The organism is Caenispirillum bisanense (assembly GCF_900230255.1).
GTDB classification, from domain to species: Bacteria; Pseudomonadota; Alphaproteobacteria; order Rhodospirillales; family Rhodospirillaceae; genus Caenispirillum; species Caenispirillum bisanense_A.
Genome location: NZ_OCNJ01000006.1, coordinates 72,381 through 86,696, shown reverse-complemented (window position 1 = coordinate 86,696; position 14,316 = coordinate 72,381). Strand labels below are relative to the sequence as shown.

The 14,316-nt window shown below is 69.5% G+C and carries 13 protein-coding genes; 9 read left to right on the top strand and 4 right to left on the bottom strand.

Annotation, left to right across the window (positions count from 1 at the left end; genetic code table 11):
• Positions 1–32 precede the first annotated feature (32 nt).
• Positions 33–479 carry a DUF1465 family protein gene (locus CRP50_RS14340; protein WP_097279870.1) on the top strand — a complete coding sequence of 149 codons (447 nt, stop codon included), beginning with the start codon at positions 33–35 and terminating at the stop codon, positions 477–479.
• Positions 480–495: 16 nt separating this feature from the next.
• Here the strand turns inward: CRP50_RS14340 and CRP50_RS14335 are convergent, their stop codons facing one another.
• Positions 496–762, bottom strand: coding sequence for a helix-turn-helix domain-containing protein (locus CRP50_RS14335; RefSeq protein ID WP_097279869.1), 267 nt, complete (start codon positions 760–762; stop codon positions 496–498).
• Positions 763–961: 199 nt separating this feature from the next.
• On the opposite strand from CRP50_RS14335, the gene CRP50_RS14330 reads away from it, so the two are divergent.
• The 5 genes from CRP50_RS14330 (at position 962) to CRP50_RS14310 (ending at position 9,222) form a co-directional block, all read left to right on the top strand.
• On the top strand, positions 962–1,225 hold the full coding sequence (locus CRP50_RS14330) for a hypothetical protein (RefSeq protein WP_097279868.1): 264 nt from the start codon (positions 962–964) through the stop codon (positions 1,223–1,225).
• Between the two features lie 228 nt (positions 1,226–1,453).
• Positions 1,454–2,773, top strand: a complete 1,320-nt coding sequence (locus tag CRP50_RS14325; RefSeq protein ID WP_097279867.1) for an acetyl-CoA hydrolase/transferase family protein — start codon at positions 1,454–1,456, stop codon at positions 2,771–2,773.
• A 178-nt stretch (positions 2,774–2,951) separates the two neighbouring features.
• On the top strand, positions 2,952–4,970 hold the full coding sequence (locus tag CRP50_RS14320; protein ID WP_097279866.1) for a methyl-accepting chemotaxis protein: 2,019 nt from the start codon (positions 2,952–2,954) through the stop codon (positions 4,968–4,970).
• A gap of 136 nt (positions 4,971–5,106) precedes the next feature.
• Positions 5,107–8,367, top strand: a complete 3,261-nt coding sequence (locus tag CRP50_RS26125) for a PAS domain S-box protein (RefSeq protein ID WP_097279865.1) — start codon at positions 5,107–5,109, stop codon at positions 8,365–8,367.
• Positions 8,368–8,457: 90 nt separating this feature from the next.
• Complete coding sequence (locus CRP50_RS14310; RefSeq protein ID WP_097279864.1) at positions 8,458–9,222, top strand: sulfite exporter TauE/SafE family protein; 765 nt, start codon at positions 8,458–8,460, stop codon at positions 9,220–9,222.
• A gap of 25 nt (positions 9,223–9,247) precedes the next feature.
• On the opposite strand, the gene CRP50_RS14305 is transcribed toward CRP50_RS14310, so the two are convergent.
• The gene (locus CRP50_RS14305; protein WP_097279863.1) at positions 9,248–9,880 is read right to left on the bottom strand and encodes a glutathione S-transferase family protein; all 633 of its coding nucleotides are present in this window, start codon (positions 9,878–9,880) and stop codon (positions 9,248–9,250) included.
• A 106-nt stretch (positions 9,881–9,986) separates the two neighbouring features.
• Here CRP50_RS14305 and CRP50_RS14300 point away from each other — a divergent pair, with 106 nt between their 5' ends.
• Complete coding sequence (locus tag CRP50_RS14300) at positions 9,987–10,331, top strand: DUF1491 family protein (RefSeq protein WP_097279862.1); 345 nt, start codon at positions 9,987–9,989, stop codon at positions 10,329–10,331.
• A gap of 28 nt (positions 10,332–10,359) precedes the next feature.
• On the opposite strand, the gene CRP50_RS14295 is transcribed toward CRP50_RS14300, so the two are convergent.
• Positions 10,360–10,791, bottom strand: a complete 432-nt coding sequence (locus CRP50_RS14295) for a bacteriohemerythrin (protein ID WP_097279861.1) — start codon at positions 10,789–10,791, stop codon at positions 10,360–10,362.
• Positions 10,792–11,092: 301 nt separating this feature from the next.
• Here CRP50_RS14295 and CRP50_RS14290 point away from each other — a divergent pair, with 301 nt between their 5' ends.
• Positions 11,093–11,746, top strand: a complete 654-nt coding sequence (locus CRP50_RS14290) for a response regulator (RefSeq protein WP_097279860.1) — start codon at positions 11,093–11,095, stop codon at positions 11,744–11,746.
• Positions 11,747–12,177: 431 nt separating this feature from the next.
• On the opposite strand, the gene CRP50_RS14285 is transcribed toward CRP50_RS14290, so the two are convergent.
• Positions 12,178–13,137 carry a LysR family transcriptional regulator gene (locus CRP50_RS14285; protein ID WP_097279859.1) on the bottom strand — a complete coding sequence of 320 codons (960 nt, stop codon included), beginning with the start codon at positions 13,135–13,137 and terminating at the stop codon, positions 12,178–12,180.
• A 368-nt stretch (positions 13,138–13,505) separates the two neighbouring features.
• Between CRP50_RS14285 and CRP50_RS14280 the strand changes: the two genes are divergently transcribed.
• The gene (locus CRP50_RS14280; protein ID WP_097279858.1) at positions 13,506–14,261 is read left to right on the top strand and encodes a class II aldolase/adducin family protein; all 756 of its coding nucleotides are present in this window, start codon (positions 13,506–13,508) and stop codon (positions 14,259–14,261) included.
• Positions 14,262–14,316: the final 55 nt, after the last annotated feature.

The window sequence follows — 14,316 nt, the reverse complement described above, 5'->3', positions numbered from 1 at the left end:
AACCGTCGTCGCTCTTCACCGGAGATACCGCCGTGACCAAGACGATGCTCGAGAACCTGTACCACGACGCGCTCGACCTCATGGAGCGCATGCGCGACTACGTCCGCCGCGACGCGCGCGCCGACCGCCTGGCGCTGCCGTGGAGCGGGCGCCTGGCGATGATCCAGACCAACCGCATCATCACCGTGCGACTCTGCCATGCGCTGCAGCTGATCCAGGCCCACCAGGCGCGCCTGCTCGGTGATCCCGACCTGGAGGCCGTGGTGCCGCCGCGCATCCGGCTGGCGCCGGTGCCGCTGGACGGCAGCCGCGAGGTGCTGCCGGCCCGCCTGGTGGCGCTGGCCGAGGCCGCCAACCACCTGTTCGAGCGCCTGCACGCCGTGCACATCGCCATCGTGCCGGGGGATGCCGGCGGCTTCGCCGATCTGCCGCAGACGATGGACGATGCCGCGGAGGGGGACCTGCGCGCCTACGCCTGACGCGCCGCACCCCCTCTCACGATGTCATGGAGGCCGCCGCTTGGGCGCCGTCCGACGGGGGCGGCGCCGAGCGCGCGGCCGTCGTGCCGTCGAAATCCTGGGTCCCCTGCGACAGCGCCCAGCAGGCCAGCCGCACCGACTTGGGGATCTGGATGGGCTTGCCGTCGCGCTCGCCCTTCTCGTAGTACTGCACGATGCGGTGCTTGAGCCCGAGCGCGGCCGCCGCTTCCTTCTGCGACAGGTTCAGCGATTTCCGCCAGTGCTTGAAGGCCTTGGGCGTCATGGCGTGCCTCCGCCGGAGCGACGATGGGGAGCAGTGTCCTGGATGCGACTCTACGGCGGCTTCGGCTCCGGCGCAACGCACAATGTGCGGCTTTCACTTGCGTCTTACGCACCATGTGCGTATAATCGGCAGCGTAGACACGAGGGCGATCGCCCCTGATCGGACGCCGCCCACCACCACGCAGGGGGAGGGTCGTGCCATGGGTGCCGAAATCATTCGACCGGTTCAATTTTCCGCCGACCCGCAAGTGGCCGGCCCGGTGCATCGCATGCGGCTGGCCAACGCCAATGCCGCCAACAGCTTCCACCACGTGCGCGAAGGCCTGGCCGCGGTCGCCGCCGCCAGCGAGGCCGACGAGACCCGCGCCGCCGCTCTGGCCTTCCTGGCCGACCGCCTGAGCATGCAGATGCGCCGCCTGATCGACGAGACGGGCCGCTTCGTGCAGGTTCTGCGCGCCGAGTAGCGCCGGCTCAACTTCCGTTTCCGCCCGACCACCTTTTCTCCGGCCCCGCCGCACCCCGCGCGGGGCCGCGGGCGTTTTCCCGCGTCGGAATCGTGAAATCATCCGCCCGGCGTAGGGCAGGGCTGGCATCGGCGCTAAGGGGATAGTAATCTCCCGCAGTGCAACATGCGCGAGGAGCCGCCGGCCGTGCAGGCCGGGCGGAGGGGAAGAGCATATCAGGAGGGCCTCGTGTCCTATTACGCGAACATGTACCAGGACAAGCTCTGCAGCGCGGCCGATGCGGCCAAGCTGGTGGAGGATCGCAAGAACCTCGTTCTCGGCATGGGCACGGCGATGCCGCCGGCCATCATGGCCGCCGTCGCCGAACGCGCCAAGAAGGGCGAGTTCACCCGCCTGCCGGTCTATTACATGCACGCCAGCGACGCGGCCGTGAAGACCCTGCTGGTGCCGGAACTGATGGACGTGGTGAAGCCGCATCCGCTGTTCATGTCGGCCTTCGACCGTGGGCTCGCCAAGAAGGGCTACGAGGTCGGCAAGGAATACATCCACTTCGTGCCCTGCGCCTTCCACCAGGCCGGCAAGCTGCTGACCGAGGAAATCGGCGCCGACTGCTTCGTGGTGCAGGTCTCGCCCATGGACCGCGCCGGTTACTTCTCGCTCGGCACCAGCCCGGACTACGGCGCGACCGTGGTGCGCAACTGCAAGCGGCTGATCGTCGAGGTCAACCGCAACATGCCGCGCACCTTCGGTGAATGCCTGCTGCACGTGTCGGAAGTGGACGCGGTAGTCGAGCACACCTCGCCGCTCATGGAAGCGCATTCCAAGGACGCCAGCGTCGAAGACGAGAAGATCGCCGCCTTCATCGCCGAGCAGATCCCCGACGGCGCCACCCTGCAGATGGGCATCGGCGGCGTTCCCAATTCGGTGATGTCCTTCCTGGCCAACCACAAGGACCTGGGCCTGCACTCCGAGCTGTTCAGCCCGGCCATGGTGGACCTCATCAAGAAGGGCGTGCTGAACGGCAAGCGCAAGAAGCTGTTCCCGTTCAAGCACGTCTATACCCTCGCGCTCGGCGACCGCGAGATGTTCGACTTCATGAACGACAACCCGTCCATCGTCGGCTATCCGGTGGCGTGGGTGAACAACCCGGCGGTCATCGCCAAGAACAACGACATGATCTCGGTCAACGGCGCCATCGAGGTGGACCTGACCGGCCAGATCGGGTCGGAGTTCGTCGCCGGCCACCAGTTCTCCGGCACCGGCGGCCAGCTGGACTTCGTGCGCGGCGCCTATGCGTCCAAGGGCGGCAAGTCCTTCATCGCCCTGCACGCCACCGCCAAGAGCGGCACCCTGTCGCGCATCGTGCCGCGCCTGTCGGGCCCGGTGACCGATCCGCGCATGGACACCCACAACGTGGTGACCGAGTTCGGCATTGCCAACCTGAAGGGCAAGTCCATGCAGGAGCGCGCCGAGCTGCTCATCGGCCTCGCCGCGCCCCAGTTCCGTGACGAACTGGTGATCGAGGCGAAGAAGCTGGGCCTGATGTAAGGCATTCCGCAGTCCGTCTCGGCACGGCGCCGGTTCCGCGAGGAACCGGCGCCGTCGTCGTTTTCGGCTCCTCTTTTCGCGCCGTAACACGGCCGCCACGAACTCTTCATCGCCCCGCCGTTGATCGGTTGCGACGACGGTCCTAGCGTTGCCCCGACTTCCGGTGGGGGATAGGGTCATGACGTTGCAGGCGGTCGGCACTCGACAGGCGGGACGGTCACTGCCGTCGCTGCAGGAGGCGGCGGCCCGGCTGCCCATCGGCCTGCGCATCGCGCTGCTGGCGGCGCTGGCGCTGCTCGCCTCCGCCGTCGCCGCCGGTGCCTATCTGGTGGGGCAGGGGCGGCTCGACACCGCCATCGCCGGCATGGAGAGCTATCGCCAGCTGTCGGTGGAGGCCTGGCGCATGGAACTGGCGCTCGGCCGCATGCAGCTGGACGAACGCGACTTCCTCGGCCGGCTCGACGCCGCCGCCGGCGACTCCTACCGCGCCCGCCTCGACGAGGTGGCGGCGGCGCTCGAAGCCATGGGCGCCCGCCCCGAGGCCGCCGGCATCGCCGCCACCGTGAGCGACCTGGCCGACCGCCTCGCCGAGGTGCGCCGCGGCTTCGTGGCCGTGGAGGCCTTGCGCCACGACCTCGGCATGACGCCGGACGAAGGCCTGTGGGGCCGGCTCGTCACCTCCACCCGGGCGGTGGAGGACGAACTGCGCCAGTGGCCGCAGATGGACAAGCTCGACAGCCGCCTGCAGCGCATGCGCCGGCACGAGCTGAACTTCCTGCTCACCGAGGACGAAGCGGAACTGGGCCTGCACCGCAAGGCCTTCAACGAGTTCGACTTCGGCTTGTTCGAGGCGCCGCTGGACCAGGAGACGCGCGGCCGCCTCGCCCGCCTCGCCACCGCCTACCGCAAGGATCTGGAGGCTTACGCCGCCGGCCGGCTGGACCTCGCCCGCCAGGTGGCGGCGCTCGACGGCCGGGTGAGCGACCTCAAGCCGTCGTTCGAGTCGGTCTTCGCCTTCGCCCGCGCCGGCATCGCCGACGCCCTGGCGGCGCAGAAGCGGGTGCGGCTGGAAACCACCTTGCTCATGGTCGGCACGGGCGGCGTCATCGTCGTCGTCTATCTGGTGGTCGCGGTGTTCCTGGTGCGCAGCATCACCCGCCCCATCTCCGCCATCGACGGCGCCATGCGGCGGCTGGCCGAGGGCGACAAGCAGGCGCCCATTCCCGGCACGGCGCGCGGCGACGAGATCGGCGGCATGGCGCGGGCGGTGGAAGTGTTCCGCGACGGCCTCATCCGCGCCGACCGCCTCGCCGCCGAGCAGGCCGCCGCCCAGGAGGCGCGCGAGCGGCGCCGGCAGACGGTGGAGGATGCCATCGCCCGCTTCGACGCCTCCATCAAGGACGTGCTGTCGACGCTCTCCATGGCCTGCGAGGAGATGCTGGCGACGGCGCGCGAGATGGAAGGCGCCTCGGCGGGCACCGAGCAGCGGGTGCAGGTGACCGTGCGCGCCGCCGCCGACGCCGACACCAACGTACGCGACGTCGCCGCCGCCGCCGACGACCTGGCCGCCGCCCTGCGCGGCATCGACGCCGACGTGGGCGAAAGCGCCCGCATCGCGCAGGAAGCCGTGCGCCGCGCCGAGGAGGCGGAGGGCATCATGCAGGCGCTGGGGCAGGCGGCGACGCGCATCGGCGAGGTGCTGGCCTTCATCGACGGTGTGGCGGCGCAGACCAACCTCCTCGCGCTCAACGCCACCATCGAGGCGGCGCGGGCCGGCGACGCCGGCAAGGGGTTCGCCGTGGTGGCCAGCGAAGTGAAGACCCTCGCCACCCAGACCAGCCGCGCGACGGAAGAGATCGCCGAGCAGATCGCCGCCGTGCAGGCCGAGACGCGGCAGGCGCAGGAGGCCATCGCCGCCATCGTGCGGGTCAACGGCGAGGCCGACGCCATCGCCCGGCGGGTGGCGGAGGCGGTGCGCACGCAGGGGCGGGCCATGGACGGCATCATGGACAACGTCCGTCGCGCCTCGGCCAGTTCCACCCTCGTCGGCGACACCGTGGGCGGCGTGCGCGCGAGTGCCGACGCCACCGGCAGCGCGGCGGGACGGGTCAGCGACGCCACCGAGCTGCTCACCCGGGAGTCGGCGGCCCTGCGGCAGGAGGTGGAAAGCTTTCTCGGCAGCATACGTGCGGCATGACAATCGACAGACGACGTTAGATTGATTGAAATCTGTCTAAGGGAGGATTGGTTTCGGTCGAAACCGGCACCGGGTCTGCTATAGTCGACTTTGCTTCCACTACTTGGAAGCGTTGGGGGGAACGGTCGACAGGCGCATGATGGTGCGAGGGATGTGGCAGCGGCTGGCGGTCGTCGGCGTCGGCGTCGCCTGCCTGCTGGTGACTCTGTTCGTCTGGCGCTACGCCGACGAAACGGGCCGCCGCATTACCGATCTGGAGTTCGAGCGCGGCGCCCGCCGAGCGGAACGGGCGGTGCTGGAGCGCATGCGCACGCTCGAGACCATGCTGCGTGCCGCCCAGGGCTTCGCCAGCGCCGGGCAGGTCGACGCGGCGACGTGGCACCAGTTCGTCGGCGCGCTGCGGCTCGGCGACGGGCGGGGCGGCGTCGAGGGCATCGCCTACTACACCGTGGACGAAGAGGGCGAGAGCGTCCGCATCGCCTTCATCGAACCGGCGCAGCGGCTGTCTCGCCTCATCGGCTACGACGTCATGGCCGATCCGGTGCACGCCGACGCCATGCGGCGGGCGGCGGCGGCCGGCGAGCCCATCCTCAGCGGCCGCATCGTGCCGCAACTGCGCCGCGCCACCGGCGACCGCGGCGCCGACATGATCTTCATCGCCCCCGTCTACGCCGGTGACGGCGTACCGCCGACCGTGGCCGAACGGCAGGCGGCGCTGCGCGGCTACGTCGGTCTCGGCTTGTGGATGCAGGATCTGTTCGGCACCGTATTGCAGGGCCTGCCGGGCAACCTGTCGGTGGTGGTGCGCGACGTCGCCGGCGGCACCGCCGAGGACGCGCTCGTCTACCGCTCCCGCGACGAGGCGGAGGTGGCGGACGGCGAACGGGCCTACCAGCGCGTTTCCATGCTCGCGGTCGGCGGCCGCGTCATGACGCTGGAGGTCGCCTTGCCGCCCACCCCGGCGGAGGAGCGGCTGGCGGTGCAGAGCCGCACCATCCTGGGTGCCGGTCTGGTCTTCAGCTTCGGCATGACGTTCGCCACCTGGCTCCTGGTCACCCGCCGCATGCGCGCCGAGGCCCTGGCGCGCCGCATGACCCTCGCCCTGCAGGACAGCGAGCAGCGCTATCGCAGCCTGTTCGAGCGCAACAAGGCGGTGGAACTGCTCATCGACCCCGGCGACGGCACCATCGTCGACGCCAACGCCGCCGCCGCCCGCTTCTACGGCTGGTCGGTGGACGAGCTGAAGCGCATGCGCATCTCCGACATCAACACCCTGCCGCCCGCCGCCGTGGCGGAGGAGATGGCGCGTGCCATGCGCGAGAGCCGCGATCATTTCGTGTTCCGCCATCGCCTCGCCACGGGGCAGGAACGCGACGTCGAGGTGCACTCCGGCCCGGTGATGGCCGGCGACCGGCAGTTGCTCTACTCCATCATCCACGACATCACCCGCCGCTGCGAGGCGGAGCGCAAGCTGCGCGACAGCGAGATCCGGTTCCGCTCGCTGTTCGAGCAGAGCCCCTGGGCGACCCTGGTGCTCGCCCCCGACGGCAGCGTCCTGCGCGCCAATGCGGCGTGGCAGACCATGTGGGGCGGTAGCGTCGAGTCCCTGCGCCACCGCAGCTACAACATGCTGCACGATCTGCAGCTGGAAACCACCGGCCTGCTCACCTACGTGCGGCAGGCCATCGCCGGCGAGTCGGTGGAGACGCCGGCCACGTATCTGGACCCGCGGCCGTTGGGCTTCGGCGGCACGCCCAAGTGGGTGCGCGGCTTCCTCTATCCCATCAAGGACGCCGCCGGCCACGTCACCGAGGTCATCGTCGTCAACGAGGACGTCAGCGCCCGCCTGCAGGCGGAGCAGGAACTGGACTACCGCCACCGCCTGCTGGCGACCCAGTTGCAGACCACGCCCGACGGCGTCGCCGTGGTGGACGCCGACTGGCGGGTGGAAAGCTGGAACCAGCGTTTCGTCGAGATGTGGGCGCTGCCGCCCGCCGTGGTGCAGGAAGGCGACGCCCGCGCCGCCTTGCGCCAGATGCGGGCCATGGTGGCAACGCCGCAGGTGTTCGAGCGGCGCATGGCGGAACTCATGGCTTCCGTCACGGAAACGGGCTGGGACGAGATCGCCCTGCGCGACGGCCGGGTGTTCGAGGTCTATTCCCGCGGCATCCCGGCCGAGACGGGGCAGGCGGCCCGGCGCGTCTGGTTCTACCGCGACATCACCGAGCGCAAGAACCTGGAAGCCCGCCTGCGTCGCGCCCTGGAGGAACAGGACGCCATCTTCAACTCGGCCGGCGAGGGCATCGCCTTCCTGCGCGGCGAGCGGTTCGTGCGCACCAACAAGCGCTTCGCGACCCTGTTCGGCTATACCGCCGAGGACCTGGAGCGGGTGCAGCCGAGCGCCCTGTTCGCCGATCCGCGCGGGTGGGAGGACTTCATGGCCGTGGCGCCGCGGCTCATCCGTGAAAGCGGCAGCTACGCCGGCGAGCACCGCATGCGGCGCAAGTCGGGCTCCACCTTCTGGTGCCGCCTGTCCGGCACCACCCTGGAACGCGACGTTCCGACGGGCGGCACCATCTGGGTGCTGGAGGACGTCACCCGCCGCCGCCTCGCCGACCGGCGCATGGCCCGCCTGCTGGCCGACCTGGAACGCTCCAACGCCGAACTGCAGCAATTCGCCTATGTCGCCAGCCACGACCTGCAGGAACCGCTGCGCATGGTGTCGAGCTATCTCGGCCTCATCGAGAAGCGCTATCGCGACCGCCTGGACGACTCGGCGCTGGAGTTCATCGGCTTCGCGGTCGACGGCGCCCACCGCATGCAGAACCTCATCAACGACCTGCTGGAGTACTCCCGCGTCGGCACCCGCGGCAAGCCGCTGGCCCCGACCGAGGCGCAGGCGGCGGTGGAGACGGCGCTCGACAACCTGCGGGTCGCCATTCAGGACGCCGGGGCGACGGTGGAGGTCGGTGTCCTGCCGTGCGTGCTGGCCGACGAGGGGCAGCTGGTGCGGCTGTTCCAGAACCTGGTGGGCAATGCGCTGAAGTACCACCGGCCGGACGTGGCGCCGGTGGTGCGGGTGGCGGCGGAACGGCTGGATGGCGGCTGGCGCTTCGCCGTGGCCGACAACGGCATCGGCATCGACCCGCAGTACTACGACCGCGTGTTCATGATCTTCCAGCGCCTGCACACCCGGCAGGAATATACCGGCACCGGCATCGGACTCGCCGTCTGCAAGAAGATCGTCGAGCGTCACCGGGGTCGCATCTGGGTCGAGTCGACGCCGGGACAGGGCAGTACCTTCTACTTCACGCTCATGGCCGCCGACGCCGCCCTCGATGATCGCGACGACGACGACGCCGATCTCGCGGCGGAGGAACCCCTGCCGCTGGCCTGAGCGGCCCTTGACCCGGCAGCGCACGGGGGCGTAAGGCGGTGGCTCGCCGCCTTACGCCCCGCGTCGCCCGTGCCGCAGAGGATTTCGTTCGTGATCGCCGATCCCTGGTTCTATGCCGCTGCCGTGCCCGCCGTGATGATCGCGGGCATCTCCAAGGGCGGGTTCGGCGGCGGGCTCGGGGTCGTCGCGGTGCCGCTCATGGCGCTGGTGGTGTCGCCGGTGCAGGCGGCGGCCATCATGCTGCCCATCCTGTGCGCCATGGACATCGTCAACGTCTGGACCTACCGCGGCCGCTGGGACCGGCGGAGCATGGCGCTGCTCATCCCCGCCGCGCTGGTCGGCATCGCCGTCGGCACCGCCAGCTTCCACCTGCTGAGCGCGGCCGCCATCCGCCTCATCATCGGCGCCGTGGCGCTCGGGTTCACGCTGAACTGGGTGGTGAAGCAGATCCGCCGCGCCGATCCGCCGCCGGCGGCGCACAGTGCGGGCAAAGGCGCCCTGTGGGGCGGCGTCGCCGGCTTCACCAGCTTCGTCGCCCATGCCGGCGGGCCGCCGCTCAACGTCTACCTGCTGCCGCTGCGGCTGGACAAGACGGTCTATCAGGCGACCACGGTCGGCTTCTTCACCGCCGTCAACTACGTGAAGCTGGTGCCCTACGCCTGGCTCGGCCAGCTCGACACCAGCAACCTGTCCACCGCCGCCGTGCTGGTGCCGCTGGCGCCGCTCGGCATCTGGCTCGGCGTGTGGCTGCACGACCGGGTGCGCGAGGACCTGTTCTACAAGGCCGTCTACCTGTTCCTCGCGCTCACCGGCGCCAAGCTGCTGTGGGACGGAGCCACCGGGCTGGTGGCCTGACGGCGGACCGTCCCCGTGACCCGGGTCACGGCGTCTGCGGCACCGTCGCGGCGAAGGCGGGCAGGGCGGCGCAGCGCCGCGCGAGGGCATCCAGCGCCGGCAGCTCGCCGTCGGCCAGCAGGCCCGGGCGGACGGCGCGGATGAAGTCGAGCGCCACCACGGCGCTGATGTCGGCCTGACCGATGCGATCGCCGACCAGCCAGCCGCCGGAAGCGGTGTCGGCCGCCTGTGCCGCGGCTTCCAGCTGGTCGAGCCCGCCGCGCACCTGCACGTCGGCGCGGGCGGCGCCCTCCGGCCACTGGACGTCGGCGGGGCGGCGGTTCAGTTCGTAGTAGGCGGTGACGCCCTTCTCCATGGCGCCGAGGGCGAAGGCGACCAGCCGGTTGACCGTGCGGCGCGCGGCCCCGGCGGCGGGCGTGAGTCGGCGGTCGGGGCCGGCCACCTCGTCCAGGTGATCGAGGATGGCCGAGGAGTCGACCAGGATTTCGCCGTCGTCCAGCACCAGCGCCGGCACGCGGGCGAGCGGGTTGTAGGCGCGGATTTCCTCGACCTGCGTCGCCGTCGCCAGCTCGCGCCGCTCGAACGGCATGTCCAGGAGGTGGAGACTTATGGCGACCCGGCGGGTGAAGGGCGACAGGTTGCGGCCGATCAGGATCACGGTGGTCTCCTCGGGTGGGGGGCTTGGACGGGCCGACACTATCCGAGCCGCAGCCTCCGGCAAAGGGCCGTTGCGGAGGGAGCCACGGGCGCGCTACACCGGTGGCATGAGCGAAGCACGACTGAAGAGCCGCCTGCGCGTGCAGGCCCTGATCCGCCAGAGCGAGGCCAACGACGTGCCGGCCATGGTGGTCCGCCGCGGCGATGCCGACGCCGGCGCCATCCTGGTGAAGGTGAACGCCTTCGCCGCCGGCTGCGTGGTGCTCGCCCAGGTGACGGACGGGCAGGGGCGGGCGCGCTGGATGCGCGGCACCGGGCCGAACCCGGTCGACGACGCGACGGCGGAAGCCTACATCGCCCGCCAGGCGAAGTACGACGAGGACCTGTGGGTGGTGGAACTGGAAAGCCGCGACGGCTGGCACCCCTTCACCGACGAGATGCTCGCCGAGTGACCGGGGGGGGCGGGCCACGCCGCGCGCGTCAGCCGGCCGCCGGCTTGCTCGCCGCCGGTTTGCGCTCCAGGAACGGCTTGTACTTCATGTCGTCGCCGAGGATGTGGCGGACCAGCCAGTCGGACAGGAAGTCGAACACCTTCATGTTGTCGAGCGCCCGTTCGTCGGCCTTGAACTTGTCCCGCAGGGCGTACACTTTGGCTTTCAGCGCCTCGTGCGCCTTGCGGTGGTCGTCGAGGCCCGGGTAGCGCGAGAGCTTCTGGAGGCGTTCCTCCACCTCGAAGTGGTACTCGGTGTAACTGATGAGATCGTCCAGGATGCGCCCGACGTCGGCCGTCGCCGCCCGGCCGCGGACGGCGGCGTGCAGGTCGTTGACGAAGCCCATGAGCTTGCGGTGGTCGGCGTCCAGTGCTTCGACGCCGACGCTCATCTTGTCGCTCCACGTCAGAAGCGGCGCCATTGGTTCCCCCCATCGTCGTCGTGACGAGCGCCTTTAATAGCACCGTCACGGCGGTCGGGTAAACGAAGAAGGAGGGGGCACCGGCGCTTGCTGCGCGATGTTCTGCGCAGCCTTGCGCGGATCGCGCGTCGGGGGTACAAACCATCGTCCAACGAAAGTTATGCCTGCGCCTTCCGTGCAGTCGGATGAATGTCCTCCCCCCTAGAAAGGGCGGTGGCGATCATGGGCATCTTTCATCCATCAAATGTTTCGATTTCAGAGCATTGGGTGTAAGATCCCCGCGAACTTGGTGAGGTTACCCATGCGCATCATCCTCGCGGACGACCATGAACTGGTCCGCGCCGGCATCAAGCCCTTCCTGGCAGGGCTCGCCGACGACATGGAGGTCGTCGAGTGCGGGGACCTTCCGGAAGCTCTCGATCTCGGTGCGCGGGCGCCGGTCGATCTGGTCATTCTCGACCTGTCGATGCCTGGGATGAACGGCGACGAGGGGCTGCGTTCGGCCCTCGCGGCCTTTCCGGGGACGCCCGTGGTGATGCTGTCGGCCTCGACCCAGCCCGCCGACATCCTGACGGCGGCCCGCACGGGGGCGGCCGGGTACCTGCCGAAGAACATGAGCGGCCCGGCCATGACCGCAGCGCTCAAGCTCATCCTGCTCGGCGAGCGCTTCTTCCCGGCCTGCGTCCTGCAATCGGTGGGGACACCGCTCGGTGACGGCGGATTCGCCGGCGGCGCGGCGCTGCGCCGACGCAATCCGCTGGAACTGCTCAGCGTCCGCGAACGCGAAATCCTGCGCCTGATGATCGAGGGCGGCACCAACAAGGAAATCGCCCGCCGCCTGACCGTGCAGGAAATCACGGTCAAGGTGCACCTGCGAAACATCTACCGCAAGCTGGGCGCCGCCAACCGCGCCCAGGCCGTGCGCATCGCCCTGGAGAACGGCTGGCGGTCCTGAGTTTCCGGGCGCCGCCGCCCTTCGACATTTCCATCACACATGAATGGTGCAGTGCAAAAAAGCCCTTTACAGAGGGCTTGCGCGCTGCCATATTGTGCATCGCAGCACCGGCGCAGATGCCCCGCTGCTGCATCTTGGACGTTTCCTCCCTAGACTTGGGCCGCGCTTCGTGCGCGGCCTTTTTTTGTCGTCAAATCAATCGGCTATGAAAAATCGCACGATCGTGTGAGGCGCTGGCGGCGCCCCGTCGTGCGTCCCGGTTCCTTGCTTTTGGCAGGCGCCGAAGCCTCCTTCGCAACCGCGAGATGGCGGGAGGGGCATGAGCCGGTCCTGATGACCGGCGGGGCGATCTGCTGCAGCGGACGGGGCCGAGAAACAGGGTTTCGCGGACTATCCTGTCCGGGAGAAGGAGACGGTGCCGCTTCGGGCGCTCACACCGGCAGGCGCAACTCCACCGGTACGTCGGCGACCTCGGCGCGCAGGGCCTCGATGAAGGCCTTCTCGGCGCGGTTCACCTTGGCCTGGGGGTTCCAGATGAGGTGGATGTGCACCGGTGCCACGCCCTCCGGCGGCGGCAGCTCCCACAGCTCGCCGTCGGCGACGTCGCGGGCGGCGATGTGCTCGGGCAGGGGGCCGATGCCGAGGCCGCAGACGATCATCCGCCGCACTTCCTCCAGGTTGGCCGAGGCGCCGACGATGCGCCCGGCGAAGCCCTCGCGCGCCCGGAACACGGCGAGCGGGGAGAGCGTGCCGTCGATCTGGTCGGTGGTGAAGGATACGAAATCCTCGCGCTGCAGGTCGGCCAGTTCCAGCCCCGTCTGCCCGAAGAAGCGATGCTCCCGCCCGCAGTAGAGGCGGTAGGTCTGGTGGATCAGCACCTCGCTGGCCAACCCCGGGATCGGCTCGCGCATGAGGCAGATGCCGAGCGTGCCGATCTTCTGTTGCAGGGCGACGTGGACCTCGGTCGACGGAATGACGTCGATGCGGAAGGTGACCTTGGGGTGGCGCTCGTGGAAGGCTTTCAGCACGCGATCGAGGATCACGGTTTGGATGCGGCTGGTCATGAGAATGCGGACATGGCCCGAGATTTCCTCGCGGATCTCGCGCACCAGAATGCCGAAGCGGCTGATGGTGCCGTAGATGTCGACGATCTCGCGATAGATGGTCTCGCCTGCCTCGGTGATGCGGAAGCGCCCCGGCCCGCGCTCCACCAACTGGCGGCCGAGCTGCGCCTCCAGCCGCTTGAGCGCCAGGCTGACCGCCGGCTGGGTGAGGAAGAGGCGGCCAGCGGCGGCGGTGATGCTGCCTTCCTGCACGATCACCATGAAGGTGCGCAACAGGTTCCAGTCCAGCTGGTTGCCGAGCTTGTCCAGGTCGCGCTGTTGGGTCATGGGGGCTCCGTTCGACAGTCTTCGCCATAAGTGGTGCTTGGGAGGAAAGGCGCCGGCCATGGCGAGGAACGCCTTGATTTCCCACGTAGTGGTAACGGAATGCCGCGAGACGCGACGTCACGCCGCCGGCTCGGCGGGATACCAGCATAAACCAGATTTATGTCGTTAATGAATATTCCATATTTGCGCACTGGGTCTTTGCAGCGCCTAATGAGGATGTCGCGACGGACGCAGGATCCCGAACCGTCGGCCCGCAACCGCAGGGCCCGCCGCCGCGGCCGGAGGTTTCACCAGGACGGCACGACCCGGCGCCCGCAGCGGCGCCCGCTCTGGCGTGCGTCCGCAACAGATGGGAGGCGAGCCGCATCATGGCCGCGACGCAGGACACCGTATCCCCCGCCGAATGGCAGACCCGTGTCGACCTGGCGGCGGCCTACCGGCTGTTCCACCTGCTCGGCATGACGGATCTCATCTACACCCACATGTCGGCGCGGGTGCCGGGCGAGGAAGGCCACTTCCTCATCAACCCCTACGGCCTGATGTTCCACGAGGTCACGGCCGGCAACCTCGTGAAGGTGACGCAGGAGGGCAAGCTCGCCCCCGGCGCCGAGGGCGAGGCCAATCCCGCCGGCTTCACCATCCATTCCGCCATCTACATGGCCCGGCCCGACGTCGGCTGCGCCATCCACCTGCACACCCACGCCGGCATGGCGGTGAGCGCGCAGGAAGAGGGGCTGCTGCCCATCACCCAGCACAGCTTGCGCTGGTACAACCGCATGGCCTATCACGCCTACGAGGGCATCGCCCTGGATCACGCCGAGCGCGAGCGGCTGGCCGCCGACCTCGGCAATCACCACTCCATGATCCTGCGCAACCACGGCCTGCTCACGGTCGGCGCCGACGTGCCCGAGGCGACGGTGCTCATGTACTACCTCGAGCAGAGCTGCCGCACCCAGATCGCCGCGCTGTCCGGCGGCCGTCCGCTGGTGACGCCGCCGGCCGAGGTCTGCGAACACACCGCCCGCCAGTACCAGGAGGCCTATCCGCGCGCCGGCGTGCTGGAATGGGCGCCCCTTCTCCGCTGGATCGACGCCCAGCCGGGCGGCGCCGGCTACGACGCCTGATCCACGGGCGCTTTCGACCACCAAAAAAAGTCCATCAACAGGGAAGGCCATCAGA